This is a genomic window from Glaciecola sp. G7-5 (assembly GCF_055808975.1).
The window spans coordinates 2,269,175-2,293,162 of record NZ_CM147892.1; the positions used below are offsets into that span (position 1 = coordinate 2,269,175).

The following is a 23,988-nucleotide window of genomic DNA, read 5'->3' on the forward strand; positions in this document are numbered from 1 at the left end:
TGTCTTTGACATATCAGTGAACTACCCATCGACGCCGCTTCGCGTCTATCAATGGGTTTTCTCGGAAAGTTTCGATAAATTGATAAGCCTGTCGGAATAACTCATCCCGCACACCATCATAGTTATAACCACTGGTCAAAACGGTGTAAGTGTTTTGAACGAAGTCGTAACTTAATCATAAAATAAAGATTGTCTGAATTTTGATCAAAATATAGGGTTTAATCGATTAAAACAAGAAAGATTAGCTTTTCTAGGTCATAACGCTGTGAATTTATACAGTAGTGTGTATCATATACATGTTAAAAAATAGCTAAGAGCTAAGATATGCGAAAGTTCATACATGTCGACATGGATGCTTTTTATGTATCAGTTGAAATACGAGATAATCCGGCGCTTGCTAATCAAGCGGTCGCCGTAGGCGGAAAGTCTAGCCAGCGAGGCGTTTTGTCGACATGCAACTATATAGCGAGGCAATTCGGTGTGCGTTCGGCCATGCCAACATCAATGGCAAAAAGGCTGTGCCCAGGCTTAATCATTGTGCCTGGCCGAATGAAAGTTTATCAAGAGGTAAGCACAAAAATACGCGAAATATTTAGCCGTTACACAGACTTAATTGAACCACTTTCTTTAGATGAAGCCTACCTCGACGTTACTGATTGTAGCCTGTTTTCAGGCTCAGCAACCCTAATCGCTCAGGATATTCGCGAGACAATTCATAGAGAATTGGGTTTAACAGCGTCTGCTGGTATTGCGTCGTTAAAATACATTGCGAAAATAGCGTCTGATATGAACAAGCCTAATGGGCAATATCTTGTAAAGCCGGACGAAGTTATACCTTTTATAGAAAAGCTACCACTCAACAAAATCCCTGGTGTAGGTAAAGTTACTTTTGCAAAGCTAGAGAAAATGGGTTTCTTAACCGGCAAAGATATTCGAAATTCGAGCGAGGCGACGCTAGTGCAAAGCTTTGGAAAGTTTGGCATGAGTTTATGGCGAAAATGCCAAGGCATCGACAAACGGGGTGTGGAGACTTCTCGTATCCGAAAGTCGGTTGCTGTTGAACGGACTTTCTCAGAAAACATGAATAAACTTGAAGATCTGGAAGCAATACTTACTCGACTACTTGGTACCTTCATTGAAAGAGAGAGGTGCAAAGCATATAGAAACTCGTCAAATCGACAAGTTAGGGGTGAAAATTAAATTTGCAGATTTTCGCCAAACAACCAAAGAAAGTAAGTGTAGCGTTATTGATACCGACATTTTGCTTACGCTATTGACTGAGGCGTGGGAACGGCGTAACGGCAAAGATGCAAGACTCTTAGGCATTTTTATTGGCTTTTGCGACAACGAGATAAGAGAGACATCTGAGCAACTATGCCTTGATTTTGCGCCCATGCATGAACAAAAAAATGCGCTATAATGAACTTTACTTAAGCTAACGGCTTATTATAGCTAGATATTACTTTAAGGATAAAGAAGACAATGGCATTTCCTATAGCAAAATATATTCAAGACGCTGACAATACGAGAGACGCTGATTTAGCAGTTGTTATATCTGATACATCAGGTGCTAATGTTTTTAGCTACCTTCCTAGAACCTTGCAAGAAAAAAGAGAAATTGACCCCCGCGTTGGTCGCAAGGCTAGCTTAGTCGCGTTACATGAATCACCATGTAAACGTTGTTTATTTATAAACGCACCCTCAATGAGCCACGACTTTGACGATATTCGTGTTTACTTTGAACTTGGCAAAAACTTAGCAGAACAACTCGCTGATATTGGTTCTGTGAAACCGGCTGTTTTTCTAGATTTAAGCGAGCCGTTGCCAGAAATCCTAAAGAGCACTGAACATCTCATGCAGATTATTTATTTAGGGATGTGTCAGCATCTTTGGCAGCCACTGGAGGCAAGGGAGTTTTTAGGTGGGCAAATAGAAGCTATTAATTGTGTATATCTACATGGGCTTAATGAAGAGACGCTTACGAGGATAAATGCAATTGAAAGTGGCAAGCGCTTAGCACGAGATCTTTGTGGTACCGATCCTGAACGCATGGCGCCGCCAGGTTTTGCGCAGTATTGTATCGATGCATTTAAAGACACCAGTGTAACTTGCACGGTGATTGAAGATAGCGAGCAAATCGCACAACAATACCCTTTATTGTATGCAGTAGCCCGGGCATCGGTTGAGGTTGAACGCCACCAACCTAGAATTATTAAGCTCGTATACGAAGGACATGGGCCAATTACTCAGTGCTTATATCTTGCCGGTAAAGGAATCACCTACGACACTGGTGGTGCTGACTTAAAAGTGAATGGTCATATGGCGGGTATGAGTCGTGATAAAGGAGGTGCAGCAAGCGTTGCTGGTTTGATGCGCAGTATCGCTCTGCTTCAACCCAAAGGTCTTAAAGTCGTCGCTGAAATTGGCGCAGTGAGAAATAGCATTGGTGCTGAGGCCTACGTACCTGACGAAATTATTAAAAGCCATGCTGGTGTTCGAGTACGTGTTGGCAATACTGACGCCGAAGGCCGAATGCTGTTGGCAGATTTGCTTTCTCACCTTAAACAAGAAGCGCTTAGTGACAGCGAAGCATTTACTAAATCGGGAAGAGTTGATGAAGTCAATATGCAATTATTTTCTGTTGCTACGTTAACCGGCCACGCTGCCATATCGTTCGGGCCATATACCGCATTAGTCGAAAACATGTGTGCTAAAAAGCAGGGAACAGCGCAACGACTATGCGAGGCTGGTGAACAATGGGCTGATCCATGTGAACAATCGCTTTTGCGCAAAGAGGATTTTACTTTTATCCAGTCACCAACAAAAGCGGCCGATGTGCTATCGTCCAATAATAAACCGTCGGTATCTACCGTCAGAGGGCATCAGTTTCCTGCAGCATTTTTGATTATGGCCTCAGGTTTAGACAAACATGACGGCCGAGGCGAACCAGCATTAGCGTTTACGCATGTAGATATTGCAGGCTCGGGGGTAGAAAACATGGATTGGCAGCACGGTAAGCCCACTTCAGCAGGCTTAACTGCCTTGTTGATGAGTTTTATTTAAAGCATTTAGCAATGATGAGACAGGCACAATGGCAACGATTAAAAAAGGTAAGTACAAGCATTATAAAGGCCAGTATTATGAGCTTATTGATGTTGTTAGGCATTCAGAAGATGAAAGTGTGTTGGTGCTCTACAGGCCGTTGTATGGCGATATGAAACTATGGGTAAGACCTTATGACATGTTTTTTGAAAAAATACTTATAAACAACGAAGTGGTCGATAGATTTTTGTTCGTTAGTGAAACTGTTTAAAGAAAAACGCGTATTCACCATACAACAAGTAAATATAGGACAGAAATATGAAAAACCGAATAAGCACATTATTGTTCACAACCTTTGCAATTATAGGCTCTGTGAGCATAGCAAATGCAGATGATCGTTTTGCCGATGTTGAGGTAAAAGCCATTCCCGTGGCCGGCTCGGTCTATATGTTAGTTGGATCTGGCGGTAATATTGGGGTATCAGCGGGCAGCGATGGTCTACTTTTAGTAGACGACCAATATGCCCCTTTAGCCAAAAAAATCATGGCAAGCTTATCAGACATTAGCGATAAATCGCCAAGTTATATCATTAACACGCACTACCACGGCGACCATACCGGCTCAAATGCCTTCTTTAAAGAAAACCAAGGTGCCACTATTTTTGCGCATGAGAATGTTCGTCTACGTCTTGCCTCTGCTGAGGATGTAAATAAAGCGACGCTGCCGGTTGTTACCTATCAAGATGGTATCAAGTTTCATTTAAATGGCGATACCATCCACGTTTTCCACCTAGCTGAAGGCCATACCGATGGTGATAGTGTTGTATGGTTTGAAGAAAATGATGTATTGCATACGGGTGACTTGTTTTTTAAAGATATGTTTCCCTATATCGACCTACCTGCAGGCGGTTCAGTGAGCGGTTATATCGAGTCGGTTGAAGCCTTACTAGCGAAAATAAATGACACAACCAAAGTTATTCCTGGCCATGGTGAATTAGGAAATAAAGCTGACTTGCAACGTTTTGTTGATATGATTAAAGAAACCTATGCATTTGTACAAGCGAAAAAAGCGCAAGGAATGTCAGAAGACCAAGTACTCGAAGCGGGCTTAGATGCTAAATGGGATTCGTGGGAGTGGCGTTTTATTACGCAAGAGAGATGGATAAAAACACTATACCAATAATCGAAAAAGATGAGCTTTGCTTGCGAAGTGCGAGCAAAGCTGACATCGCGAACCTTCAAGCCTGGTTTAGCGATGTGCAGTCTGTCCTCTCTTGGGGAGGACCTAGTTTAACTTACCCCATGAGCGCCGCGGACTTTTATCTGAAACTGTGTACAGGAAATTATGAATCATTCGTGATGTATGCAGGGGCAGAACTCGTCGCCTTTGGCCAATATCAGTTGCACCCACCTCTTGTTCATTTAGCGCGCTTGAGCGTCCATCCTGAGCATCGCGGTAAAGGCTTAGCTCCTTTCCTTATAAATAAGTTGATAGAACAAGCCTGCTCGCGCGCTCAGTTAAATCAAGCAAGCTTGTATGTATACCAAAGCAATCACGTTGCTCGCAATCTCTATATCAAATTGGGATTTACAAAAATAAACTTGCCAAAATCGAAACGAGGCTTAGTTGGCTGTGACTTTATGGTTATGCCTCTTTAACCATTCAGCGCTACTTCAAATTCTGACGCTTAATTGACAATTCATCACACTGTTTTATGTGAGAAGTGCCTGCGTGCCTATAATGTGTTCGCTCTAATTAACTTGTATTGAAGACTTTTATTCATATACTACATTAATGATAATAGGTAAGAAATCGATTGAAATCGTTTAACGGTATAGAGGAGCTTATTGATGCTAGATTGGGCAAAGATAAGTAATGAAGTCGAGTTCGCACTTTCATTGGACAATAAATCCTTTACCTCGTTTATTGCATCTTTGCCTGCCAATCAAGAAGGTCATGAAATAACGCGATTACTTGATCATATGCGCCCAGCGACTGGTTTTCTGGCGACATCCGCTAATAACAACGAAGCACAAGAACCAACGCTACCAGCAGGAACGATGATAGGGCCATGGCGAGTTATTCAACGTATTGGTAAAGGCGGAATGGGAGATGTTTACCGTGCTGATCGTGCTGATGGGTTATATACGCAAACTGTCGCCTTAAAACTCATACAAAGCCTATCTCCCGAACGTGCTGAGTTATTTGAAATTGAACGTCAACGTTTAGCTCGTATGGAACATCATCATATTGCTCGCATTATTGATGGCGGTAGCTCGATTGATGGCCAACCATACATGGCTATGGAATATGTTGATGGTGAACCTATTATTGATCATGTTCAACATAACGGCCTTGGACTTAAACACAGGCTGTCACTTTTCATTGAAGTGTGCGATGCAGTAAATTACGCGCACAGTAAATTAATACTTCACCGAGATATCAAATCAAGCAATATATTGATCGCTAGTGACGGATCTACTCGCTTGATTGATTTTGGCATTGCCAGTGATTTTAACGACGAGCAAAGCAATAGCACGGCATTGACTCTGGCTTGTGCTGCCCCAGAGCAATTAAAAGGGGAAGCTATATCAGTTCAAACCGATGTTTTTTCTCTTGGTGTTTTACTCCATGAATTACTCGTATATACCCGGCCTTCAAGACTCACCAATGGCGGCATGGAAGCGAAGCGGTCAGCGATTGCTGATAAAGACTTAATTGCAATTGTTGAGCGGGCGCTAGCCCTCGACCCGGCCAAGCGATATCCGTCTGCAGTTACTCTTGCGGAAGATATTAAAGCTTTTCTCGAAAAACGGCCGGTAATGGCAAGAAAGGCTGGGTGGGCTTACAGAGCAAAACGTTTCGTGCAGAGATACCCAATTGCTAATAGTTTGGGCTTACTCTTTGTAGCAGCTCTTATTGTTGGTATGGCAACAAGCCTTAAGTTTGCCAATGACGCTAATCACAATGCAATACAGACGCAACGAGCTCTTGTAAAATCTAATTGGCAATTTGAGCGTACTGAAGCGACATTGGCGGCACAACAAGCGTATTCAGATGTATTACAACGATTATTTGGCGGCGATGAGGATGTTGAAAGGCTAAGTAATCTGCTTAAGGAACGCTGGCAAGAAGCGTTCTCAAAAAGGCAAGAAGATCCTAATACTGCTGCGGCACTCAGCTATGCGGTAGGCCGCAATTACTATTTTAGGGGAGATAATGCTTCTGCACTTGAAATATTCGACCTTTGGATGGCTGAGGAGATTGGCTCAAAATCATTGCGTGCATTAGGTGAGGAAGTGTATGCCATGATGTTGTCAGATGCCGGCCGCTACGACGAATCTATCAAAATACTTAAGAAGCTTGTTGCTTTCTTTGGTGACGGCAGTCAAAGCAGTGTCGCAGATGCTTCAAATTATGCCAATCGCTTAGCGCGAGCAACACGAGCGCCGCAAGACATAGCGCGCTCAGTTGCGTTACTTGAAAAACGTTTAGAAAGCCTAGATCTGCCTTTTGAGCGTCTATTTAGCTATAGTCAATTGGCTGGCATGCGAACCTTACAAGCAGATTTCGACGCGGCTTTGTATGCCTACGGACAAACATTAAGAATTTTTGAAGAAAATCCTGGATACGCGGTATACGGCAGGGATATAGCGCGTTTCAATTTAGCTAGTATCGTATTAGCTTGGAAGGGCGATGTATCTAGAGCTGATGAACTTGTCAATGCTATATTAGATGAAGATGTGCCTCTAAAAGGTGAAAGCATCCAACAAGCTAAAGCGACTATGCTCAAAGCCATAATACAATCACAGCAAAACCTTCATAAAAATGCCTTAAGGCTAATCGAGGAGTCGTTATCACTTTTCAAACGCTTTGGCGGAGCCCAAAGTGCCCAGTACCTTTTAGCAAAGGGGATTCAAGCTTATTTATTGATGCAAGCTAATGAGCCTGAACTCGCGAAAATGACAATCGCCGAAGCGCAGAATGATGCTCAACGCCTGTCTTTAAATGGTCGCACTCACGCCCAATTAAAGCTCATTGATATTTACCTTAATTCCTTGCAAGGCTCTTTGCGACAAGAAGAATCTGAATGGCTAAACAATGAAAATATTTATATAGAGGTGAGTAGTAATTTGACCATGCTTTATCTTTATAAAAGCTTAGTAAATAGGCAACTGGCGCCCGCATTTTGGACACAAAAGTAACTTTCAAATCAACTCAATTCAGTCATGTTTTTGGCCAACCAAGTTTTCGCTAACTGCCAATCTCTCCGTACCGTGCGTTCCGATAAGCCTAACATTGAAGCCGTTTCTAACTCGGTCATTGACGCAAAATATCTCGCATCTACAATTACTGATAGCCTTGGTTGTTTTTTTCTAAACGCATGAGTAAGTCGTTTAAAACAACAATTTGTTCTGGTGTTTCATTGTATTCAGGCAATATAGAATTTCCCTCTTTATAAGGGATATTGTTTTTTTCACCACCGCGTTTTTGGGCCATTTTTTTCGAGCGTGATCAACAATAACCTGTCGTATCGCAAGATTTGCTGTCCTGATGAACTGAGCTTGGGATTGCCATAGTGTTTTAGCACTCAGCTTTAAATACGCCTCGTGTAAAATATCATCAGTCATCATTGTGTCATTAACGTTTGCGCGCCGACGACTCTTGCGAGCGAGTGATAAGAGCAACTCATAAGAATTTTTTACAAAATCGCTGGCAACGGTCTTTTCTTCATGTGTGTAACCACAATCAAGATTTGGAGAGTTCTTAGTTTTTTCCATATTACTTATTTATTAATTTTGTTAAAAAAATGTCCGGATTACTAAACTAATTACGTTTTTTAATATAACAGCCAAATGTGTAGAGAACTATTCATTTTTTATTGGCCAGTTTTTGCTTGAAAAATAACAAAAGTAATACTTTCTAAAAGGATTAGAATATGAAGAAACTAATGAAAAACGCCCTTTGTCTAACAAGCCTATTCTTTGGATTAATACCGGTGTCCAATGCATCATTAATTGTGACATCAAATCAAAGTGTTGATGTTAGCGGAAAATTCCTTCCGGCCAATCCACCGAATGTACCAGATCCTCGCCAGGACTTCTCGAATTCATATAATGGCAGTAATACAGGAGGCAGTAGCGAATTTGATTTTGCACTTTCTGATAAAGGAATTGACGAGGGCTCTGTACATTGGGACATCACTATTGAGCAAGGTAGGCTAAAGACCTTATCAGACCTTGAGGTTAAACACGACTTTTCAAATGGCCCACAATTTACCAACTTAAGTGTTGATGTTAATAGCAGCATATCATACGGCGATACCATAACTGTGCGAGATCTAAGCGGAGATCAAAATCCCATACCCAGTAATCTTTATGTTCGCTTTCAAGTGGATTTAACGGGAAACTTGTTTAATACAGTTAATTATGACAACCCCGAGAATGGCGGTGCTTCAAAGGCCGATTACACTACGCAAGCGTCTTTTTTCTCGCGAATCGCTAATTCTGGAGGCGACGCTAATCAAGACTGGCAACTAGAGGAAACGTCAAGCACACACTCCAACGGAATATTTGGAAGTAACGTGGACGAAACGGCTACTTTAAATTCATCTGTTGTCTTTGAAGATTTATTATGGACTCATCAAGCGATATTTTTTGATTGGACTTACAGTGAAATGTTTAAGGTTGATATCGAAAATATAGATATAGGCTCAATTTATATACAAATGAAAAATGACTTAAGTAATACAATCATTACTCGTGCCAGTGTTTTTGATGCAAATGGTAATTGGTTACCCAACTATGTTGTAGAGTCCTCGGGTGGTTTTGATTACGGGCAACTGCATAATACTCCTCCAACCACACCTGTGCATGCACCTGCAATAATGAGCTTGTTTTTACTTTCAGTGATGACAATGGCGGTAAAACGAAGCACTAACGCCACGTAGTACTCTTATCTTCTGCCCCACAAGACCGCCAAGGATTAACGAACTTGGCGGTCACCCAAATATTCATTCACTTGCTAAAACAAGCAACTACCTTAAAAATTATGCCGCGGTTTTAGCATCTAGCGTGTTCTAATCGCCTTGTTTTTGAAAGACCTTTTTGCCATTAACATAAGTCGCAAGGACTTCAATGTTACGAATGTTTTTCATCGGGGCTTCAAAATAATCTTTATCAATCACAATAAAGTCTGCTTTTTTACCCGCTTCAATGCTGCCAATCATATCTTCTTGATAGGCTGCGAATGCGGCGTCAATAGTAAAACCTTTGAGCGCTTGAAGGCGTGTTAATCGTTCACTCGCTATCCAACCATCTTCGGGCTGTTGTTTTGCGTTCTGACGGCTCACAGCTGCATGTAAACCATGAAACGCATTTGCAAGCTCCACTGGAAAATCAGACCCTAGCGCGATGCGTGCTCCTTGTTCTAGAAACGTTTGCCAAGCATAGGCGCCTTTTAAGCGCTCTTTGCCAATTCTGTCTTCAGCCATATTCATATCGCTGGTGGCATGAGTGGGTTGCATCGATGCAATAATGTCGTGCTTTTTAAATAAAGGTATGTCTTCAACAGCGACGACCTGTGCGTGTTCAATTCTATGACGATGAGAATTTTCAGGGAAAACCTTAAAACTTTCACCAAATTGTTTTAAAGCGAGGCGATTTGCGCGATCTCCTATCGCATGGAAATTCAACTGAAAGTCGGCGCCAATAACAGTATTGAATAAACTTGGCAGTCTTTCTTCTGGGGTAACGAGCAGGCCAGAGTTATCTGGGTCGTCTGAATAGGGCGCAAGTAGGGCTGCTCCTCGGCTTCCTAGCGCGCCATCACCATAGGCTTTTACACTTCTAATGCTTAAATAACCGTCTTCGTCGCTATAATGACCTTCTTTTAACATGTCTATAATGGCGGGATCAGTAGCTGCTAGCATGGCGTAAATACGAAAGTTAAGCGCGTTTTTTTCAGCCTTGCTGATATAAAAATCGCGTACTTTTTTGGGGATGCCCGCATCATGCGCACTGGTTATGCCTAGTGCTAATAAATGATTGCTAGCGACAGCTAAATATTCTTCTAAATCTTCAGTAGAAGGTTTTGGAACGATTTTATGAACCAGATACATTGCATTATCAATTAACAAGCCAGTAGGTTCACCATTTTCATCTTTGACTATTTCGCCGCCAGAAGGTGAGGGCGTGTCGCTGTCGATGCCCGCCATTGCCAAGGCTTTAGAATTTACCCAAGCGGCATGACCATCAACTCTTGAAAGAATAACCGGTACATTAGGCAGCACTTTATCTAGACTTGCTTTTGTTGGGAATGATTTACTTGGCCATAGCACCTGATTCCAGCCATCGCCAATGATCCAACGTATATTATCATCATTACTTTGCGCTGCGACATTAGCATGCACAGTTTGTTTACCGACGAATTGCAGCACTCTATTTATTGCTTCTTGTTCGCTGCTACTACCACGTAAATCAACTTCTAATAAATAAGCGCCAAGACCTAAGATATGTCCATGCGAATCAATTAATCCTGGTAGTACGGTTTTTCCTTTTAAATCAATTTCTTGCACATCATTTTGAACATTAACTTGTCGCGAAGATTTAGCCCCTACAGAAATAATAAGATCGTCGTTAACAACAAACTCTGAGAACCTAACTAGTTCCCCGTCAGCGTTGACCGAATAACCATTGGCATTGATGTAATTAACTTGCTGAGCGTAGGTGTTTGGTACACTTATCAGCATTGTTGTTGCAAGTACAATTATTGAAAGAACCGAAGAGTAAAACTTATTCATGTTTTTTTCCTAAAGTCGAAAGATGTCATTAGATGCTAAGGCACCATAGTAACGCAAAATTGCGCGCTTACAATCTTGGTGCTTGTTGCAATAGGTCGTTTTTCCAAATAGCCGCCATGGATTGGCTACTAATATTGCCGCCTGAAATAATCACCATGATTTGTTGGCGTTTGTTAGACGAGCTTGGCAAAGTTTGTAAATATTCTAAAACACCTTGCATCACCATTGCGCAAGTAGGTTCAATATGTAGCTTAAGTAAATGCTGCAACCACTGAGTCCAATAGGCTATGCGCTTTTCATTGACTTCATAAAAAGCATCGAGTTGTTGCAAATATGGAAAAGTATGTACGCCAACACTCGGCGTCGCCGCGCCATCAGCTAGTGTTTCGGGCGCATTTTTTAATGAAATGATATTGCCGCTTTTTAAAGATTGTGCGGCGTCATTAGCCATAAGCGGTTCTACACCAATCACCTTTGTATTTGGCGACAAATGCCGAGTCGCAATAAGGGTACCGGCGCTCAAACCGCCGCCACCGCAAGGTGTAAATATGGCATCGATATCGCTGCTTTGCTCAAGGGCTTCAGCAGCGGCTGTGCCTTGTCCGGCAATAATGTCTGGGTGGTTAAACGGTGGTATCCAAACCACCCCTTCTGCCTTACTGGCGGCTTCAACGGCCTTATCAGCTTCAGGACGCGTGTCGAATTGGGCAAGCTTTGCGCCGTAGTACTTCGTTGCAGCGGCTTTAACGTTTGATATGTTTTTTGTGCAATAGATCGTCACCGGAATATCAAAATGCCTTGCCGCATACGCAACCGCTTGTGCATGATTTCCTGAAGAGTTCGCGACAATGTGCTTGGGGAGTTGGTCTTGTTGCTGAAGTTTAGCAATAAAGTTACTTGCCCCTCGTAATTTAAATGCGCCAGTTGTTTGTAAGCATTCAGCTTTAAAATAAATATCGTGGCCTAGCCACTTGTTGAGCAAGGAAGATTGAAAAACAGGTGTTTTTTGTACAATGGTATTTATTCGATTGCGAGCGTCGCTGATGTCATTGAACGAAATCGTCGTCATAAATAAACCTGCATTAGTAATAATTTTAGTTTTCGATAGGCTACCACAAATAAGCAAAAAGGCCTTCTATCAGTCTGATAAATTAATGTTTTCGATTGAAAAGCAAGCTCATATGTTCTAGCTTATGCCAATCTACTTATTTATTTTTCATCAACAACGAGGAAAATCCATGGGAATGTTAGATGCCTTACTAGGCAATGCGAGCGAAGCTGATGCAGGAGAAGTAAACGAAGAGCTCAAAGAAGTATTGGCAGATAACGAACAAGTGATGCACGCCTATAAAATGGTGCGCGACCTTTACGTTTTTACAAATAAACGAATGATTGCCATCGATAAGCAAGGGATGACCGGCAAGAAAATTGATTATTTAAGCATTCCTTATAAATCGATCACGCAATTCAATGTACAAACAGCAGGTAATTTCGATACCGATTGTGAGCTCAAAATTTGGGTATCAGGGCAATCGCAAGCTCTTGATATCGAGATAAAAAGTGCCTTAGCAGTGGATGTCCAGAAAACACTAGCAAATATGATGTTTGCCTAAGACAAGTTTGTGTTTTATTTAATTTAGATATATCGAAGACTCTTTAGGCGTTTAACACGTACAAACACATAATTTCGAAAGTTAACAGTTAGTGTCTGGCATATTATGAATAAATTAAGCGCGATAGTTATCGGTGCAACAGGTTTGGTGGGAAAAGCGCTAGTTAATCAGCTTTGCCAAGATGAACGCTATGAAAAAATTACCTGCTTGGTTAGAGCCCCTTTAAGCGCAAGTGATTACCATGATCCTATGCAAAAAATAGAACCCTTGGTTATAGATTTTGAGGTTTTGCAGGATTATCAAGGGTACTTTACTGTCAATCACGTTTATTGTTGCTTGGGGACGACGCTCAAAAAAGCAGGAAGTAGGTCAGCATTTCGCAAAGTTGATTTTGAGTATGTACATGTATGCGCTCAACTAGCGCGAGCCCAGCGTGCAAATAGTTTCGTCTGGATATCATCACTAGGGGCCAACCCCAAAAGCCGAAGCTTTTATCTTCGGGTAAAAGGTGAGCTAGAAAATGCGATTTTAACCATGCCTCAGTTAGGCAATGCAGCTGCAGTAAGACCATCATTGCTAATGGGGGAACGCAAGGAACATCGTCCTGCAGAAGCTTTTAGCATCAAGCTACTTGAAGGGATGTCTTTTGTTATGAAAGGACCTTTAGCCAAATATCGTCCGGTACCGGCTGCGCAAGTTGCTCATGAAATGATTAATTTGCAAGTATTTTAGACGTTTAGCTTTATTGTGTTATGTTTGCACCAAATGAGATTAAAGAAAAGCAGCAAGAATAGGATACAAGGTATATAGATTAAAAAAACAATAGCGTTTTTTAAGTAGACTCCACAAAAGTAGCTTAAGAAGGATTACCATCATGAACACTGTAATACCCAAAGCAGTATCAAGCTTGTTCGACAAGATTAGAGTAGAACGTTTCTGGTGGGATGGCGTACAAGTCAATATTCCTTTCCATTGCATTTATGCAGTTATTCCAAACCCTGTTCCCAATCACTACACTGAAATAAATGGCCTTAACGTTCCTATTTTGAAGTTAGGTGACTACCATGTGCCTATTTGGGACCCTATGCACAATGAAGTAAAACAATTGCCCAAATTGGCCGTTGTATTAACCCATCAAGAAGATGAAAAATTCGGGCTTTATGCTTATCCAGCAGATTGCCAAGACGAAAGTTACACCCTATCTTACAAAGATTGGTTTGCTCGCCAAAAAACCGAGTAAATAAAAAACTGGTATAATCGAATAAAATCCGCATAATACCGCCCCCATCAGTTGGCGCGGTTTTTTCGCTGGCTCTATGCTTAATCGTTTTCAGGAGCTAGGTTTGTTCGAAAGCACTAATATTCTTGCAGAGACCTTTGGGGCCTTTGCGGTGGTTCTAAACTTTATTGGTTATCGTCAGCACGATATTAACCGATATCGGTTCATTTCTGGCCTAGCATTGGCTTCAGTAAGTACTCACTTTTTTCTTTTAGGTAATGCAGAGGCCGCGGGTATAGGTTGTGCACTTGCCTGCATTCGTAATTTTGTGGCGATGAAGTTTCGAGGTAAACGCATATTAGCGGTGTTTGTCTTGGCGAATATTGGCTTTTTTATCTACGAATGGTTTTATCTTGGGAGCGCGTGGATCATTGTTATTGCTTATGCATCTTCTTTGGTTTTTACGGTTGGCTCAATCATGTTAACCAGCGCTATAAAAATACGTCAATGGTTTATACTTGCTGAACTACTCGGCTTAACTTTTGCTATTTTGGTAGGCAGTATATTTGGAACCATCTTTAATATTACTAACCTTTTAAGTATTTTTACGACCTTGTATAAAGATTTCAAACATCCGAGATAAAGAGCAAAAAAGGGGTCAAAAAAGGGGTCAGGGTCACTTTGCAAAAAGGCTTTTGCAAAGTGACCCTGACCCCCTTTTTTCTTTTTACTTACTTAAGCGTTTAGCCTTTCTTCACAAGAACCGACACGCTTTCGATGCCAGCTTGTTTTATTTGGTCCATTACATCAACCACTACGCCATGCTCAGTATCTTCATGAGCTTGAATCGCCGCAGATGTTGTGTTGTTTTCAGCTAAGAAGGTTTGTGTATTTGCCACAACGCGTCTTATGTCTACAACACGGCCGACCATATGGATAGTTCCATCAGCATCAATCCGAACAGATAATGCTTTACTCGGTTGGTTTGTCTCTGGCTGATTTTCAGGTGGACGATTAGCTGATAAACCTTTCTCATTAGAGAAGGTGGTTGTTACAATAAAAAATATCAACATGATAAATACGATGTCTAGCATCGGGGTCATATCGATTTGCGCTTCGTCATCTCCGCTGGTGTGCTTTTTTCTCTTCATTATAAACAGCTCTTCTTGAATTATTATTGCTATAGTATATCCATTCGAACGCAAATGAACAGTAGCAATATGTAAAATTAATTAACAATCCTTAATAAAACAAAGCAACTAATTGAATATTAGGCTAAGTTCTTGTCATTAATGTGCTCTACCAATTGTTCGCACCATTGTTTTATGCGTTGGTCGCTCTTATCATACTGGTTCTCGTCGTCTAAAGAAAGCCCCACAAAATACTGGCCATCTTCAGTCAGCCCTTTTGATGCGGTAAATTCATATCCCTCATTTGGCCAATACCCAATCACATCACAACCTAATAATATGACTTCATCGTGAAGCATGCCTAAGGCATCCTGAAACCAATCCGCATAACCAAGTTGATCGCCTAAGCCGAACAAGGCTACCACCTTATCTTGCAAGTTTAACTGTGCGATGTCATCCCAAGTCGATTCCCAGTCCTCTTGTAGCTCACCAAAATCCCATGTTGAGATACCATACAAAATTAGGTCGTAGTGTTGTGATTTCGCAAGTGCCGTATCTTTAATGTCAAATAAATCGACATCTTGATTTAACAGTTCTTGAAAGGCCTGTTGTATTTTTTCACTCGCCATTTCGGTATAACAAGTGGTAGAACCATAAAAAATTCCGATTGAAAGTACTTTGCTCATATTGGTCCTAATGCTTTATTGTCATTTGCAATTTGCGCTCATTCATCTTTTGTAAAGCTTACCATGCTACCGTCAGCAAGGATCAACTTACAGGCTCGTTCTTGGCCATTTTTATTGAGTTCGAGTAAACCAATACTCGTGCCATTGACAATATCTTTATTTTGCCCAGCGTTTTGGCTTTCTTGATTTGGAGAATGAAATCTCGCTTGACGTTCTTTGATAGACATATTTCGGCGTTTTGTTAGCCAATTTAAAGGGGAACGATGGCCATAAAGCCAGCGGTTCAATCGCTCGAACCATTTTATTAGTTTGTTCGGAAACTGATTGTGAATACCTGAACAGGTAAACTGCACAATTTTAGGGCTATTTCGCCTAAAGCGTAAGCTAATGTCATAGACGAAGGAATAGTGCACATCGCCCGATAAAATAATAAAATCCGGTGGTGTTTTGATATGCCTAAATATATTGAGCATAACACTGGCGGTTCCCCGGTGTGCCATCCAATTTTCTGCATCAACCATTAATGCGCCACCAAAAGTTATAAATAGCCTTTGGATGGCCTCAATAAACTTGACGCCGTATATCGGTGCAGCCGAAACCATAATAACCGACTTTTGGCCAATAATAGCTTGTTGCAAATCACAAAGTGCCTCCCAATCCATCAGGCCTGAGGGTTTGTTCATGTTTGACTCACTGCGCCAGCGCTGAGTCCGGGTATCGAGTACCTGAATCGGTGGGAAAGTATCTAGTTTGTATTGCCACTGATCATGGTCAAGAAGGGTGTCTATAAATCGGTCGTGCTCACTAAAGCCTTCTCCTGAAAAAAATGAACTGGCTGCCTCAGTTAAGGGTTCCCAAGTAGATTTAGGGTTGCCCATTCCTTGAAATACTAAATAGGCAACAAGGGCGTTGCCCACAATCCGCTTTGAGAAGGGGTTACCGTAAACATCTTCTTCCCAAGCGCGGGTAAGATTCCAATCATCGGTGACGTCGTGATCGTCAAAAATCATATAAATGGGGATATGTGCTAAGGCTCGTTCGACCTGTCCTAGACCGCTTTGAAACTCCTCAATGTGACTTTTTTCTTTTGCATATTGCGCTGCCAATGCTTCATATTCTAGAGATTTGCTCAGATCTATAGCAGGCCATAATCTGCTTGACCAACTAAGCAAATAAAGTGCAGCCATTTCGCTTAGGGCAATTAAGTGGTTGTGCGCATTTACTGAGGTAAAAATAGGTTTTCGTTTACCTTTAAAAAAGCTCTCCTGTACATCTTCATTCGCTTTGGTTTTGGGCAGTAAATTCTCGCGCTTGTAAAAACTATCAGAATGGGTAAAAAGCTCCGATGAATGGCTTATGGTGCTGCCTTCAAACGCCTCGTGATACAAACCAAGTAGTTCGATGACTTGGTGAATGGCTTGTAGCATAGGACCTGCGACATCATCTACGTATACTTGGTCTCCGGTAAATAACATTAGGTCTGGTCGTTCTTGCGGCTGTTTATTACGAATGCTGTTTTTTATTTGTTGATCTAACTGGGGCAAGGCATCCTTACCCGCGAAATGGGCTTTGCGGCAAGAACCATGTAAAACGCGGGTCAGATTAAGGCTAAATTTAAAGCTAAATGAAGTTTGCTCTGGGTACAAAAGTGTTGCTAATAATGCACTCAATTTGACCGCTTTTGCGCTGCTAGTGCTAATTTCAACATCAAAGAAATAGCGATGTTGATCTTTGAATAAATCTGTTTGTGTAACAACAATTGTGCTCACAAAACAATGCTCACCTAAGCGATGCTCAAACAGCTTAGTGGACTGCTTGGCTAAGGTGATGGGCTGCTGATCTTGGTCATGCAATTGGACAACGCATCGTGAAATAGACTCTTTAGTTGCCATCCAAAGCGTAAATGTGTCGCTTGCAACATGCCTAATAATGGGGCCTGATATGACCAGAGGAATAGATGCTAAGCTAGCTGTCATTAAGAAGATGCTTCCTGTATTGGTATGGTGCATTACTAATACACACGCCATACATCTTGTAATTCATGTAACATTGCGTGGATAATATACTAGTTTACCCTCAATCATACTGGATTAACAAATATGGTGTATATGCGTTTGTGCTTTTCTCTTGCTAGGCATTTGAGCCTTGGTGTCATCCTCTTATTGTCTATTCTTGCATGCAGCAGCCAGCAAACTGTAAAGAAGGATTTCAGTGAACCTGAACAAATAGAGGTAGTAGGTAAATGGATAACGCACCCTGACAATAGCTTTGTGATTAATCCACAAACCTCGGGTCTTACGTTCATGGGTGAGCGTTTGTATACGATCTCTGACGCTAGCGCCGATACATCATTGCGCAAAAAGTTACATGAGTTAAATACGGCGACTGGGATCTTGCTTAAAGACAGCGTTATAAATAACAAGCTAGCAATCGAACAACGCTTTGACGATGGGTGTTTTAACGCATATCTAGAAAGCCGACCTGACTATGAAGCGCTCGTTGCTTTGCCGTCAAAAGACAATCAGCCACCGCAATGGTTATTGGTCACTGAAGATGGTTCACGTGGACAAGCAATTGCTGGCCGTTGTTTAAGTGCGTTTGAAAACAAAAGTAATTTCACACGCTATCCTGCCTTACTTGTGAGAGTTACCTTGCTTGGCGAACAGTTGACTATTACCGGCATAAGAGCCCTGCGTTTTGAAGCTGGTTTGGGGACTGATAAACAAGCCTTAGTTGAAAAACTACGTGTGAGTAATAATGGTAGGTGGAGTGACAACAGCATTGCTAATAGCCAAGAAAATGATGGCATTGAAGGTTTGACTATTACCCGAGACGGGCGCTTATTGTTTGCTCTAGAAGAAGACGGAAATGAGCTGCCGAGAGTCTTTGAGCTCAGTTATTCAGACGATTTATTTAAGCAAGTCGATACAAGATCAACGCCTGCGAGCTTCCTAACCTTGCGTGACAGTAACTTGCAATTGCCTGTTGTCGCGCCTAATAGTAGTCCAATCAACGGTATAGACATATATTATCCTAGCGAAACCGGCCAAGGCTTTTTGATTGCCGCGGCTAGAAACACTGATCGCTTATGGATAGTTGATTTAGAGACCAAGCAAACAATTAAAATACTTGATGTTTCGTTTTTCACTCCGCCAGCAGATTGCAACAACGGACAAGCCAATAAAATGAAACGTGTGGCTATTGAAGGTGTTGCGGTAAAAGGAAAGTCTTTATTTTTAGTTAACGATCCCTGGACTGAAAAATACAGAGAGAATCAAGGGTGTGAAATCGACAAAGAAGGCTATGAAGCAAATGCCGCCTTATTATTCGAGCTTCCAATTGACGATGCTTGGTTTACAGTCAACTAGATAAATAATAACTTGCTTGTCATCTTTTCTGCTGTTCAATGCGTATATTTATTCAAACTTACGGCGAGAAGAGATGACACATGGCATTTACTATTTTTTACGACGGGCAGTGTCCACTTTGTGAAATTGAGATGAAGCATCTCAAGAAACACAACACCGAAGGTAAATTATCCTTTGTTGATATAATGGCTAACGATTTTAGCGCGCAATATCCCAATTTAGATTGGCAAGCATTAAACGACCGTATTCACGGTATGACCGAAGATGGCACTATGCTTATTGGCTTTGATGCCACGCATCGCGCGTGGAGTGAAGTAGGTAAGGGCTGGTTGTATGCTCCTGTGCGTTGGCCGGTAATTAGACCTGTCGCTGACAAGTTCTATATATTGTTCGCTAAACATAGATACAAAGTCTCTTATTGGTTGACCGGTAAAAAACGTTGTGAAACAAACTGTAAGGTAAAATACTAATGAGTGAAACGATATTAGTGATTGGCGCCGGTGGCGGCATTGGGCAAGAAATCGTCAAACAAGTCTGTTCTGCTAATCCAGAAAACAGTGTTTACACTGTATCAAGAACAACTCCTGAGCATTTATTTGACAACCAACATCATGCTTGTTTTGACTCGAGTAACGAAAACGACATTGTCGATTTTGTAAAAGATATAAACGCAAACAAGATCAAATTTTCAAAGGTCATTTGTACGACGGGCGTTTTGCACAACTCTGGCGACAAAACCCTCAAACCTGAAAAACGTTTGGAAGATATTGATCCAGGCCAGTTGGCGGAGTATTTTAGAGTCAATACCGCAGTACCTGCGATGTGGCTAAAGCATTTGGTCAAATCGATGGCAAAAGAAAGAGCCTCAATCGTATTTTTTAGCGCCCGGGTTGGCAGCATAAGTGAAAACGGTTTGGGAGGGTGGTACGGTTATCGCGCATCAAAAGCAGCCCTAAATATGATAGTGAAAACCGCGAGTATCGAATATAAGCGCCGTGCTCCTAATACCAGCTTAGCGTGCTATCATCCGGGCACGGTAGATACAGATTTATCCAAACCTTTTCAAGCAAACGTGAAGCCAGGCAAGTTATTTACGAGTGAGTTTACCGTCTCACAGTTGCTTAAGCACATTAAGGGCTTTGATGCTGAACAATCGCCCTACTATATAGACTGGGATGGGAAAACCATTCAATATTAGTAACATAGACACTTGCCAGTATTTCTGACTGGCAAGTGTTCTTTTTTGAATCTAGACTTCCACAAGATTTCTCCACACAAAAAGCAGACATTGTTGTTAACTGCTGTTAACATTTAGCTCAGTCCAGTGGCTTGTGAGTGGTCAAAATAGAACGGCCTTCCAAGCACCTATAAAAATAACAAAAGTTGAAAAGGAATACGCATGGCTGGTTCTCGTGAGCAGTTTGGTTCAAAGCTTGGTTTTATTCTTGCAGCTGCAGGTTCTGCGGTGGGTATTGGTAATTTAGTTGGCTTTCCGGTAGGTGCGGCAAAAAATGGCGGTGGTGCATTTTTAATGATGTACGCTATTTTTGTTGTGGCTATTTGTTTGCCCGTTATGATTGCAGAGATGACCGTAGGTCGTGCCAGCCAGAAAGATCCCCTTGGTGCACTTACCAACCTTTCGGGCAATAGTCGTCGTTGGCGAATAGCAGGCTGGTTGTCCATCATTACACCTTTCATGATTGCGGTATTTTATCTTGTTATTACTGTGTGGATATTTGGCTATTTGGCTGAGTCTGCAATGGGGAATTTGGACGTACTAGCGCGGCCCGAAACCTTTGGGAATTTTATTTCTGGCTATGACCTTTTTGTTTACATGGCCTTAGTTTTGGGCATCGTTTATCTTATTTTGCAAGGTGGTGTAAAAGAGGGCATAGAGAAAGCCGCAAAAATTTTAATGCCAGCATTATTCGCAATGTTACTTGGCTTGGTTGTTTTTGTTTTGACGCGCGACAATGCGATGGCGGGTGTCGAATTTTACCTTATCCCCGATTTCGACAAAATTAATGCAAATGTGGTTAACGCTGCGCTATCCCAGGCATTTTTCTCCTTGTCCTTGGGGATGGGTATTATGATTACTTATGGTAGTTATATCAGTCGCCAAGCGGACTTACCCTCGTCAGCAAAATTGGTTGCCTTGACTGATACGGCGGTCGCGTTTACTGCCGGTCTAATGATTCTTCCGGCAATATTTTCGTTTAACCCTTCTGTTAATACCGCTGAGCTGAGTGAATCGTCGATATCGATGATTTTCTCCTACTTGCCACAAATCTTTTTAGCTTTACAAACATCTCTGGGCTACTTTGGCGCTAGCTTAGTTGCTTGTATTTTCTTTCTACTTGTCTTTTTTGCAGCTATTACCTCGTTGGTGTCTATTTTCGAAGTACCCGTAGCGGCCTTGATGAGTGAAAAAGGCAAAACGCGCAGAATGTCATTGATAATATGCGGCATATTGCTCGTTGTGTTTTCGCTTATGTGTGCCTTCTCTTTTGGCTTAGTTGATTTCTTTACCCAGTTTATTACCTATGCGGATACAAATAAGTCATTCTTTGATGTAGTTTATGATGTATTTTACGACACGATATTGCCGCTAAATGGCTTGCTAATATGCTTATTTGTTATTTATCGCTGGCGTAAAACAGCCTTCAATCAAGAAGTAGAGCATGGGGCCCCGAATTATAAGAACAGCTTATTTGAGCGTTACGTAAACTTTTCTTTGAGTACCTTTATACCCTTAGTACTTGCCGTAATCTTTATAAATACTGTCGCCCTTAAGTACTTTGGCCTTAATATTGTGCAAGAGGTAATCGCTTTTTTCTAAAGCATATCAAAAGGGCTTGGGTAAATAGGCTTTATTCCAAGCGCAGTATAACTATCTTGAGCGTCAATTAGCTTCCCTAATTGGCGCTTTTTTGTGTCAACAGCAAAGCTTGGGATGGGGAGCGATAAATGTTTGGCGCACCACTGGTAATATTCTTTGCGGCTAGGATGCTTAATCGAGCATAGGTTAAATCCATGCCCCGTAACTTGCTTTTGGATAAGGGCTTCAATTGACTGTATTACGTCAAGCTGATGCACTAAGTTGACAGGATCATTAGCATTGGGAATATTTGATTTATAACAAAGTGTAAAAATAGGATGGCGAAGTTGCTTGTTTCGCTCGACTGGTTCAGGATTAGGACCCACTAGCCCAGAAGGTCTAAGTATTTTGCTTCGGTTGAGGTATTGAGCTTGTAAATAAGCTTCAATTTCAGCATGCGCTTTACCTGATTCTGTTGTCGCTTCTTTTACTGAATCGTTATCGACACTGCCACTGAGCGCCCCATATACTGATGTTGTGCTAATAAAAATGAGTTTGTGTAAATCTGCCTGCATCGCATGGTCTATTAAGCTGATCATTTTCTTCACAAAAACGCTTTTATTAAAGGCGCGTCTGCCTGGAGGGATATTGAGAACTAAAACGGCATTTCTAAAACGTGCAGAAATTGGCAGATTTGTATTCGTTCTCTGTTCTTCAATGTTGGCATATAAATCAAACAGGTCGGTGTCACATAAGCGTAGTTGTAATGCTTGTCGTTTTTCTTCGCTTGTCACAGAGCCCGACACCACTACACCTTTCGTTTGCAGTGATGTCGCCAAAGGCTGACCAAGCCAACCAAGTCCCATAATATGCACTGGTCTTTGTTTGCTTTGTTCGAAACGCTCGCTATGTGTATTCATTTATGAGCTCTTTTATTAGCTTAGTAAATGTCTTACGCCCGCTTATTAAAATGAATCGTGTCTAAGTAACGAAGCGCCTTGATTTCGCGAAGCTGGGCTTCGGTTTCATCTAAGTTTTTGATTTTATCACATAGGGCTAATGATTTTTCTTCCAGACGCTTAGCTAAGGTCTCTGCTTTTTGCTCGATATCTTGACCTAAGTTTTCCATGCGTTTTTCAAGTTCTGAAAAATCACCATCGCCACTCATCATTGATTGACCAATCGCCATAATCAATTTACCCATCATTGAAGAGATAATTTCGTCTTTGATTTCTTCAATTTCTTCTTCCAGATTATCACCTAAGCCGATATCCTCTTTTAAATAAGCACTGTTAAAGGTGAGTGAATTGGGATTTTGATAGACATGCTCTTGTAACGATTTTGCTATGCCATCGATACGTACGTTTAGTTTTTGTGGTAATTGAGTCTCTTCTCCTAATAAGCCTGTAAATACTTCGGTCAGGGCCATACTCGTAATATTCAGTGCTTCAACGGTAATGTCTACTACCATTGGGATAGATGTTTCTACATCGTTGTAATAACTTTTCGCTAGGGCTTGCTGATCAGCATTAAGCGCAATTTTTTTTCCATCAACAAATACAAGCCCATTAGATTCAAACAGAATGTCTTCTTGTTTAGTCGATTTCACGAGAAGTTGATTATTTGAAAACTCGATATTGGCAGAAATATTTGTGTCGCAACTCGCATGGAAGTCGTTGTGGGCAAAAGTGCTGGCGGTAAAAAAGCTTGCGCAGGTAAATGTAATCGCCGTTAGTTTTTTGAAAATCATATTGACATCCTATGTTGAAAAAGTAATTTGTTAGTTGTTATTCTTACTGCAAATAAGTGCTTATCTGTTTAGCCGTTGCCAAGCTAATCTGTAAAGCTATTCTTCAAAGCTATTCTTAAAAGCTGTGTTGCAAAGCCAATGCCATATTTTATTTCTATATAAAACAGGTGCTTATGGTTTTTCGACTTGGAATAAATGGCTAGTTTGTTTAGTATTCACTTGATTTCGCGATAAAATAGTGAAATTGACTAAGACCATAATATTAGCAGAAAAGCCAAAGCACGCTTTGTTTAAAAAGCATATTAAGGCATACTACGCGCATTTAAATTTGAGGACACATTCATGTTACATTCAGTTTTAGAAACATTAGCAGTATTCGGTGGTACTTTACTGTTCGGCGCGATGATGCTTTCAGCAATACTAGGACTTAGTTGTATTGTTATGGCGATCACATCAACTAAGACCGGTGCTGAGGCTTACAAAGAAAGAATAGAATATGGTTTCTTCGGTGTAAGCGGTCTTGGAATTATGGCCTTATTCCTTTACGCCTTGATGTAGGTC

Annotated in this window: 26 protein-coding genes; 17 read left to right on the plus strand and 9 right to left on the minus strand. The window is 41.3% G+C overall.

The window, feature by feature from the left end; genetic code table 11:
* The first annotated feature begins 324 nt into the window (after nucleotides 1-324).
* The 7 genes from dinB to AC0L6H_RS09995 all read left to right on the plus strand — a co-directional run bounded on the left by dinB (nucleotide 325) and on the right by AC0L6H_RS09995 (nucleotide 7,247).
* Complete coding sequence (gene dinB, locus AC0L6H_RS09965; RefSeq protein ID WP_473394114.1) at nucleotides 325-1,200, plus strand: DNA polymerase IV; 876 nt, start codon at nucleotides 325-327, stop codon at nucleotides 1,198-1,200.
* The gene (locus tag AC0L6H_RS09970; RefSeq protein WP_473394116.1) at nucleotides 1,190-1,420 is read left to right on the plus strand and encodes a hypothetical protein; all 231 of its coding nucleotides are present in this window, start codon (nucleotides 1,190-1,192) and stop codon (nucleotides 1,418-1,420) included. The genes dinB and AC0L6H_RS09970 overlap by 11 nt, the downstream gene beginning before the upstream one ends.
* A gap of 62 nt (nucleotides 1,421-1,482) precedes the next feature.
* Nucleotides 1,483-3,063 (plus strand): M17 family metallopeptidase, encoded by a 1,581-nt coding sequence (locus tag AC0L6H_RS09975; RefSeq protein ID WP_473394117.1) that lies wholly within the window; start codon nucleotides 1,483-1,485, stop codon nucleotides 3,061-3,063.
* Between the two features lie 28 nt (nucleotides 3,064-3,091).
* A complete protein-coding gene (locus AC0L6H_RS09980) occupies nucleotides 3,092-3,313 on the plus strand; it encodes a DUF1653 domain-containing protein (RefSeq protein WP_473394118.1) in 222 nt (73 codons plus the stop codon).
* A gap of 47 nt (nucleotides 3,314-3,360) precedes the next feature.
* A complete protein-coding gene (locus AC0L6H_RS09985) occupies nucleotides 3,361-4,224 on the plus strand; it encodes an MBL fold metallo-hydrolase (protein ID WP_473394119.1) in 864 nt (287 codons plus the stop codon).
* Nucleotides 4,200-4,700: a GNAT family N-acetyltransferase gene (locus AC0L6H_RS09990; protein WP_473394120.1), complete on the plus strand. Its 501-nt coding sequence runs from the start codon at nucleotides 4,200-4,202 to the stop codon at nucleotides 4,698-4,700. The genes AC0L6H_RS09985 and AC0L6H_RS09990 overlap by 25 nt, the downstream gene beginning before the upstream one ends.
* A gap of 192 nt (nucleotides 4,701-4,892) precedes the next feature.
* A complete protein-coding gene (locus AC0L6H_RS09995) occupies nucleotides 4,893-7,247 on the plus strand; it encodes a protein kinase domain-containing protein (protein ID WP_473394121.1) in 2,355 nt (784 codons plus the stop codon).
* Between the two features lie 8 nt (nucleotides 7,248-7,255).
* On the opposite strand, the gene AC0L6H_RS10000 is transcribed toward AC0L6H_RS09995, so the two are convergent.
* Nucleotides 7,256-7,366 carry an ECF-type sigma factor gene (locus AC0L6H_RS10000; protein ID WP_473394122.1) on the minus strand — a complete coding sequence of 37 codons (111 nt, stop codon included), beginning with the start codon at nucleotides 7,364-7,366 and terminating at the stop codon, nucleotides 7,256-7,258.
* Nucleotides 7,367-7,392: 26 nt separating this feature from the next.
* Nucleotides 7,393-7,542: a hypothetical protein gene (locus AC0L6H_RS10005; protein ID WP_473394123.1), complete on the minus strand. Its 150-nt coding sequence runs from the start codon at nucleotides 7,540-7,542 to the stop codon at nucleotides 7,393-7,395.
* A 439-nt stretch (nucleotides 7,543-7,981) separates the two neighbouring features.
* On the opposite strand from AC0L6H_RS10005, the gene AC0L6H_RS10010 reads away from it, so the two are divergent.
* Nucleotides 7,982-8,992, plus strand: coding sequence for a hypothetical protein (locus tag AC0L6H_RS10010; protein WP_473394124.1), 1,011 nt, complete (start codon nucleotides 7,982-7,984; stop codon nucleotides 8,990-8,992).
* A 129-nt stretch (nucleotides 8,993-9,121) separates the two neighbouring features.
* On the opposite strand, the gene AC0L6H_RS10015 is transcribed toward AC0L6H_RS10010, so the two are convergent.
* Together AC0L6H_RS10015 and AC0L6H_RS10020 are read right to left on the minus strand one after the other, a co-directional pair.
* Entirely contained in the window at nucleotides 9,122-10,843 is a 1,722-nt protein-coding gene (locus tag AC0L6H_RS10015; protein WP_473394125.1) for an amidohydrolase, read from the minus strand.
* A gap of 67 nt (nucleotides 10,844-10,910) precedes the next feature.
* Nucleotides 10,911-11,912 (minus strand): serine/threonine dehydratase, encoded by a 1,002-nt coding sequence (locus AC0L6H_RS10020; RefSeq protein ID WP_473394127.1) that lies wholly within the window; start codon nucleotides 11,910-11,912, stop codon nucleotides 10,911-10,913.
* 169 nt (nucleotides 11,913-12,081) lie between these two features.
* Between AC0L6H_RS10020 and AC0L6H_RS10025 the strand changes: the two genes are divergently transcribed.
* The 4 genes from AC0L6H_RS10025 (at nucleotide 12,082) to AC0L6H_RS10040 (ending at nucleotide 14,318) form a co-directional block, all read left to right on the plus strand.
* Nucleotides 12,082-12,456 carry a PH domain-containing protein gene (locus AC0L6H_RS10025; protein WP_473394128.1) on the plus strand — a complete coding sequence of 125 codons (375 nt, stop codon included), beginning with the start codon at nucleotides 12,082-12,084 and terminating at the stop codon, nucleotides 12,454-12,456.
* A gap of 105 nt (nucleotides 12,457-12,561) precedes the next feature.
* The gene (locus tag AC0L6H_RS10030) at nucleotides 12,562-13,188 is read left to right on the plus strand and encodes an NAD(P)H-binding protein (RefSeq protein WP_473394129.1); all 627 of its coding nucleotides are present in this window, start codon (nucleotides 12,562-12,564) and stop codon (nucleotides 13,186-13,188) included.
* Between the two features lie 142 nt (nucleotides 13,189-13,330).
* Nucleotides 13,331-13,696, plus strand: coding sequence for a hypothetical protein (locus tag AC0L6H_RS10035; protein ID WP_473394131.1), 366 nt, complete (start codon nucleotides 13,331-13,333; stop codon nucleotides 13,694-13,696).
* 103 nt (nucleotides 13,697-13,799) lie between these two features.
* Entirely contained in the window at nucleotides 13,800-14,318 is a 519-nt protein-coding gene (locus tag AC0L6H_RS10040) for a YgjV family protein (protein WP_473394132.1), read from the plus strand.
* 100 nt (nucleotides 14,319-14,418) lie between these two features.
* On the opposite strand, the gene AC0L6H_RS10045 is transcribed toward AC0L6H_RS10040, so the two are convergent.
* From AC0L6H_RS10045 to AC0L6H_RS10055, 3 genes are all read right to left on the minus strand, one after another.
* Complete coding sequence (locus AC0L6H_RS10045; RefSeq protein ID WP_473394133.1) at nucleotides 14,419-14,826, minus strand: ExbD/TolR family protein; 408 nt, start codon at nucleotides 14,824-14,826, stop codon at nucleotides 14,419-14,421.
* Between the two features lie 119 nt (nucleotides 14,827-14,945).
* Complete coding sequence (fldB, locus tag AC0L6H_RS10050; protein ID WP_473394135.1) at nucleotides 14,946-15,491, minus strand: flavodoxin FldB; 546 nt, start codon at nucleotides 15,489-15,491, stop codon at nucleotides 14,946-14,948.
* A 38-nt stretch (nucleotides 15,492-15,529) separates the two neighbouring features.
* Nucleotides 15,530-17,467 (minus strand): metallophosphoesterase family protein, encoded by a 1,938-nt coding sequence (locus AC0L6H_RS10055; protein WP_473394136.1) that lies wholly within the window; start codon nucleotides 17,465-17,467, stop codon nucleotides 15,530-15,532.
* Nucleotides 17,468-17,590: 123 nt separating this feature from the next.
* On the opposite strand from AC0L6H_RS10055, the gene AC0L6H_RS10060 reads away from it, so the two are divergent.
* The 4 genes from AC0L6H_RS10060 (at nucleotide 17,591) to AC0L6H_RS10075 (ending at nucleotide 21,698) form a co-directional block, all read left to right on the plus strand.
* The gene (locus AC0L6H_RS10060) at nucleotides 17,591-18,859 is read left to right on the plus strand and encodes a hypothetical protein (RefSeq protein ID WP_473394138.1); all 1,269 of its coding nucleotides are present in this window, start codon (nucleotides 17,591-17,593) and stop codon (nucleotides 18,857-18,859) included.
* Between the two features lie 80 nt (nucleotides 18,860-18,939).
* Nucleotides 18,940-19,329, plus strand: a complete 390-nt coding sequence (locus AC0L6H_RS10065; protein ID WP_473394139.1) for a thiol-disulfide oxidoreductase DCC family protein — start codon at nucleotides 18,940-18,942, stop codon at nucleotides 19,327-19,329.
* Complete coding sequence (locus AC0L6H_RS10070) at nucleotides 19,329-20,057, plus strand: SDR family NAD(P)-dependent oxidoreductase (protein ID WP_473394140.1); 729 nt, start codon at nucleotides 19,329-19,331, stop codon at nucleotides 20,055-20,057. Before AC0L6H_RS10065 ends, AC0L6H_RS10070 begins: the two co-directional genes overlap by 1 nt.
* Before the next feature lie 201 nt (nucleotides 20,058-20,258).
* Nucleotides 20,259-21,698, plus strand: coding sequence for a sodium-dependent transporter (locus tag AC0L6H_RS10075; protein WP_473394142.1), 1,440 nt, complete (start codon nucleotides 20,259-20,261; stop codon nucleotides 21,696-21,698).
* Here the strand turns inward: AC0L6H_RS10075 and AC0L6H_RS10080 are convergent.
* Nucleotides 21,695-22,597, minus strand: a complete 903-nt coding sequence (locus AC0L6H_RS10080) for an NAD-dependent epimerase/dehydratase family protein (RefSeq protein ID WP_473394143.1) — start codon at nucleotides 22,595-22,597, stop codon at nucleotides 21,695-21,697. The two genes, AC0L6H_RS10075 and AC0L6H_RS10080, sit on opposite strands and share 4 nt — an antisense overlap.
* Before the next feature lie 32 nt (nucleotides 22,598-22,629).
* A complete protein-coding gene (locus AC0L6H_RS10085) occupies nucleotides 22,630-23,427 on the minus strand; it encodes a DUF2884 family protein (protein WP_473394144.1) in 798 nt (265 codons plus the stop codon).
* Between the two features lie 342 nt (nucleotides 23,428-23,769).
* On the opposite strand from AC0L6H_RS10085, the gene AC0L6H_RS10090 reads away from it, so the two are divergent.
* Nucleotides 23,770-23,985, plus strand: coding sequence for a hypothetical protein (locus AC0L6H_RS10090; protein WP_473394145.1), 216 nt, complete (start codon nucleotides 23,770-23,772; stop codon nucleotides 23,983-23,985).
* Nucleotides 23,986-23,988: the final 3 nt, after the last annotated feature.

What these genes read in the sequence shown, in the direction of transcription:
- AC0L6H_RS10055 (WP_473394136.1), bottom strand. Translation starts at nt 17,467, where the DNA reads ATGACAGCTAGCTTAGCATCTATTCCTCTGGTCATATCAGGCCCCATT.
- AC0L6H_RS10045 (WP_473394133.1), bottom strand. Translation starts at nt 14,826, where the DNA reads ATGAAGAGAAAAAAGCACACCAGCGGAGATGACGAAGCGCAAATCGAT.
- AC0L6H_RS10080 (WP_473394143.1), bottom strand. Translation starts at nt 22,597, where the DNA reads ATGAATACACATAGCGAGCGTTTCGAACAAAGCAAACAAAGACCAGTG.
- AC0L6H_RS09975 (WP_473394117.1), top strand. Translation starts at nt 1,483, where the DNA reads ATGGCATTTCCTATAGCAAAATATATTCAAGACGCTGACAATACGAGA.
- AC0L6H_RS09985 (WP_473394119.1), top strand. Translation starts at nt 3,361, where the DNA reads ATGAAAAACCGAATAAGCACATTATTGTTCACAACCTTTGCAATTATA.
- AC0L6H_RS09995 (WP_473394121.1), top strand. Translation starts at nt 4,893, where the DNA reads ATGCTAGATTGGGCAAAGATAAGTAATGAAGTCGAGTTCGCACTTTCA.
- AC0L6H_RS10000 (WP_473394122.1), bottom strand. Translation starts at nt 7,366, where the DNA reads ATGACCGAGTTAGAAACGGCTTCAATGTTAGGCTTATCGGAACGCACG.
- AC0L6H_RS10075 (WP_473394142.1), top strand. Translation starts at nt 20,259, where the DNA reads ATGGCTGGTTCTCGTGAGCAGTTTGGTTCAAAGCTTGGTTTTATTCTT.
- AC0L6H_RS10010 (WP_473394124.1), top strand. Translation starts at nt 7,982, where the DNA reads ATGAAGAAACTAATGAAAAACGCCCTTTGTCTAACAAGCCTATTCTTT.
- AC0L6H_RS10090 (WP_473394145.1), top strand. Translation starts at nt 23,770, where the DNA reads ATGTTACATTCAGTTTTAGAAACATTAGCAGTATTCGGTGGTACTTTA.
- AC0L6H_RS10005 (WP_473394123.1), bottom strand. Translation starts at nt 7,542, where the DNA reads ATGGCCCAAAAACGCGGTGGTGAAAAAAACAATATCCCTTATAAAGAG.
- fldB (WP_473394135.1), bottom strand. Translation starts at nt 15,491, where the DNA reads ATGAGCAAAGTACTTTCAATCGGAATTTTTTATGGTTCTACCACTTGT.
- AC0L6H_RS10020 (WP_473394127.1), bottom strand. Translation starts at nt 11,912, where the DNA reads ATGACGACGATTTCGTTCAATGACATCAGCGACGCTCGCAATCGAATA.
- AC0L6H_RS10030 (WP_473394129.1), top strand. Translation starts at nt 12,562, where the DNA reads ATGAATAAATTAAGCGCGATAGTTATCGGTGCAACAGGTTTGGTGGGA.
- AC0L6H_RS10085 (WP_473394144.1), bottom strand. Translation starts at nt 23,427, where the DNA reads ATGATTTTCAAAAAACTAACGGCGATTACATTTACCTGCGCAAGCTTT.
- AC0L6H_RS09990 (WP_473394120.1), top strand. Translation starts at nt 4,200, where the DNA reads ATGGATAAAAACACTATACCAATAATCGAAAAAGATGAGCTTTGCTTG.
- dinB (WP_473394114.1), top strand. Translation starts at nt 325, where the DNA reads ATGCGAAAGTTCATACATGTCGACATGGATGCTTTTTATGTATCAGTT.
- AC0L6H_RS09980 (WP_473394118.1), top strand. Translation starts at nt 3,092, where the DNA reads ATGGCAACGATTAAAAAAGGTAAGTACAAGCATTATAAAGGCCAGTAT.
- AC0L6H_RS10015 (WP_473394125.1), bottom strand. Translation starts at nt 10,843, where the DNA reads ATGAATAAGTTTTACTCTTCGGTTCTTTCAATAATTGTACTTGCAACA.
- AC0L6H_RS10060 (WP_473394138.1), top strand. Translation starts at nt 17,591, where the DNA reads ATGGTGTATATGCGTTTGTGCTTTTCTCTTGCTAGGCATTTGAGCCTT.
- AC0L6H_RS10065 (WP_473394139.1), top strand. Translation starts at nt 18,940, where the DNA reads ATGGCATTTACTATTTTTTACGACGGGCAGTGTCCACTTTGTGAAATT.
- AC0L6H_RS10070 (WP_473394140.1), top strand. Translation starts at nt 19,329, where the DNA reads ATGAGTGAAACGATATTAGTGATTGGCGCCGGTGGCGGCATTGGGCAA.
- AC0L6H_RS10035 (WP_473394131.1), top strand. Translation starts at nt 13,331, where the DNA reads ATGAACACTGTAATACCCAAAGCAGTATCAAGCTTGTTCGACAAGATT.
- AC0L6H_RS10025 (WP_473394128.1), top strand. Translation starts at nt 12,082, where the DNA reads ATGGGAATGTTAGATGCCTTACTAGGCAATGCGAGCGAAGCTGATGCA.